Consider the following 3133-nt stretch of genomic DNA (forward strand, 5'->3'; position numbering starts at 1 on the left):
GAGGACAAGGCCGATGAGTCCGGCAAGTTCATGCGCGCGGAAATGCAGCGCCTTATCGACAAACACTTCAAGTGAGGGCCGGGAGAATGATGCTCAGGGTCGGAGTTATCGGGACGGGCATGATCGGGCAGGACCACATCCGCCGTCTGACCAAGGTGCTGTCGGGTGTGGAAGTCGCCGCCGTGGCGGACATCGCCCGCGATCGTGCCGAGGCCGCCGCGCCGGAAGGGGCCGAGGTCTTCGACACGCCCGAGGCGCTGATTGCCTCGGACACCGTCGAGGCCGTGGTGATCTGCTCGTGGGGGCCTGCCCATGAGGAGCAGCTTCTCGCCTGTATCGAGGCCGGCAAGCCGGTGTTCTGCGAAAAGCCCATGGTCACCTCGGAGGAGGCGGCGCTCAGGGTGATGGCGGCCGAGACCGCCTTTGGCCGCCGTCTCGTGCAGGTGGGCTTCATGCGCCGCTTCGACGCCGACTATCGCCGGCTCAAGGCGGTGATCGACGGCGGCACGCTGGGCGCGCCGCTGATCTACAAGTCGATCCACCGCAACGCTTCGGTGCCCGAGGGGCTCTATACCTCGGAGATGCCGCTCAACGATACGCTGGTGCATGACGCGGACATCTCGCGCTGGCTGCTGAGCGACGAGGTCACCGGGGTGGAAGTGCGGCTGCCGCGCCGCTCGACCCGCGGCGGTGAGCTGCGCGACCCGCACATCGTGCTGCTGCACTGTGCCTCGGGGGCGATCGTCGACGTCGAGATCTCGGTGAACATCGGCTACGGCTACGACATCCGCGGCGAAGTGAGCTGCGAGATGGGTGTCGCCGCTTTGCCGAACCGCCCGGCGACCGTCGTGTCGGATCAATACGGCATCCGCCAGACCATCCCCGAGGATTGGCGTGAGCGCTTCATCGAGGCCTACGACCAGGAGTTCCGCGAGTGGATCGTCGCCGCGGGGCAGGGCACCGCGACCGGCCCCTCTGCCTGGGATGGCTACGCGGCGACGCTGGTCGCCGATGCCGCGCTGCGCGCTGTTGAAAGCGGCGCCCACGAGAAAATCACCATGATCGACAAGCCGGCGCTCTACGCCGCGGCCTGAGCAGCTCTTCGGGAGGAGAGAAAGAATGAAACTGTCCATCTGCACCGACGTGATGGGGGATCTGCCCTTCACCGACATGCTCGACAAATGCGTCGACCTGGGCGTCGAGGGCATCGAGATGACCGGCGGCGGCTGGTCGCCCGCGCCGCATTTCCGCGCCGAGACTCTGCTTGCCGACAAGAGCGAGCTGAAGAAGCGCCTGAAGGAGATCGAGGCCCGCGGCCTGCAGATCGCCGCGCTCAACTGCTCGGCCAACCCGCTCGATCCGGGCGAGATGGGCACGCGCCACCGCAAGGAGATGGAGGACACCATTCGCCTCGCCGGCGAGATCGGGGTCAGGAAGATCGTCACCATGTCCGGCCTGCCCGAGGCGGCGCCCGGCGACACGGTGCCGAACTGGCTGGTCTACACGAAATCCTGGCCCGCCGAGATGCCCGAGCGCGACCGCTACCAGTGGGAGGACCGGGCCTTCCCGCTCTGGCACGACCTCGTCGCCCACGCCAAGGCCTGTGGCGTCGAGAAGATCGCGCTCGAGAACTTCTCGGCCATGCTGGTCTGGAACCCCGAGACGCTGTTCCGGCTGCGCAGCGAGGTCGGCGAGATGATCGGCATGAACCTCGACCCCAGCCATCTCTTCTGGAAGGGCGCCTGCCCGATCGCGGTGGCGCGGGCGCTCGGCGCGGCGATCCACCACGTGCACGGCAAGGACACCCGCATCGAGCGCGGACTGGCGGACATCAACGGCTATCTGGAACTCAAGGAGGTGACCGATGTGGCCAATCGCGCGTGGAACTACGTCGCGGTGGGTGCGGGCCACGACCTGCAATGGTGGAAGGAGTTCTTCTCGGTCGTCGGCATGATGGGCTACGACGGCTGGGTGAGCCTCGAGATGGAGGACTTCACCATGTCCACCGAGGCGGGCATCCGCTCCTCGATCGACGCGCTCCAGGCGACGATCATCCGCTGAGAGGGGGCGCAGGTGTACAAGTTCATCCTCACCATCGACTGCCAGCCGGGCACGCGGGACAGGATCCTGGCGCAAGCGCCCGAGGCGCAGGCGGCGACCCGCGCCGAACCCGGCTGCATCGCCTATGACTTCTACACCTGCACCGACAACCCCGACCGGCTGGTCTTTGTCGAAAGCTGGAAGGACGAGGACGCCCACGCCTTCCACATGCGCCAGGCGCACACGCAGCGCTTCATCGCCCACCACGAACAATTCCACGACCGGCTGACGTTCGAGACGATCAACGTCGCCAGCACCTAACCCGCAAGACCGGAGACAGCGAGATGAGCAAGAGTTTGGACGTGATCACCATCGGGCGCGCGGGCGTGGATTTCTACGGCGCGCAGATCGGCGGACGGCTGGAGGACATGGGCAGCTTCGAGAAATACATCGGCGGCTCGCCGACCAATATCGCCTGCGGCACCGCGCGGCTCGGGATGAAATCGGCGCTGATCTCCCGCGTCGGGAACGAGCACATGGGGCGGTTCATCCTCGAGCAGCTCGCCCGCGAAGGGGTGGAGACGACGGGCGTCGTTACCGACCCCGAGCGGCTCACCGCGCTGGTGATCCTCGGCATCCGCGACCAGGAGCAGTTCCCGCTGATCTTCTACCGCGAGAACTGCGCCGACATGGCGCTCTGCGAGGAGGACATCGACGAGGCCTTCATCGCCTCGGCCCGCGCCGTGGTGCCCACTGGCACGCATCTCAGCCACGAGAACACCCGCGCCGCGGTGCTGAGGGCGCTGGAGCTGGCCAGGAAGCACGGCGCGCGGACCGCGCTCGACATCGACTACCGCCCGAACCTCTGGGGGGTGCTCGGCCATGGCGACGGCGAGAGCCGCTTTGCCGCGAGCGCCGAGGTCACGGCGCAGCTGCAATCGACGCTGCACCTCTTCGACCTGATCGTCGGCACCGAGGAGGAGTTCCACATCGCCGGCGGCTCGACCGACACGCTCGAGGCGCTGCGCAACGTGCGCAAGGTCTCGGGGGCGACGCTGGTCTGCAAGCGCGGGCCGATGGGGGCCGTGGCCTT

Annotated in this window: 4 protein-coding genes; all 4 read left to right on the forward strand. The window is 67.3% G+C overall.

Features of this window, described 5'->3' with window-relative positions; all coding sequences use genetic code 11:
- Positions 1-86: 86 nt before the first annotated feature.
- Positions 87-1094, forward strand: coding sequence for a Gfo/Idh/MocA family oxidoreductase (locus tag IQ782_RS29380; protein WP_194138205.1), 1008 nt, complete (start codon positions 87-89; stop codon positions 1092-1094).
- Between the two features lie 25 nt (positions 1095-1119).
- Positions 1120-2061: a sugar phosphate isomerase/epimerase family protein gene (locus tag IQ782_RS29385; protein WP_194138206.1), complete on the forward strand. Its 942-nt coding sequence runs from the start codon at positions 1120-1122 to the stop codon at positions 2059-2061.
- A gap of 12 nt (positions 2062-2073) precedes the next feature.
- Positions 2074-2361: an antibiotic biosynthesis monooxygenase gene (locus IQ782_RS29390; RefSeq protein ID WP_194138207.1), complete on the forward strand. Its 288-nt coding sequence runs from the start codon at positions 2074-2076 to the stop codon at positions 2359-2361.
- A gap of 23 nt (positions 2362-2384) precedes the next feature.
- A partial coding sequence (iolC, locus tag IQ782_RS29395) for a 5-dehydro-2-deoxygluconokinase (protein WP_194138208.1) occupies positions 2385-3133 on the forward strand: 749 nt, incomplete at its 3' end.

Origin of the sequence: Salipiger mangrovisoli, assembly GCF_015223355.1 — a bacterium.
Lineage (GTDB): Bacteria > Pseudomonadota > Alphaproteobacteria > Rhodobacterales > Rhodobacteraceae > Salipiger > Salipiger mangrovisoli.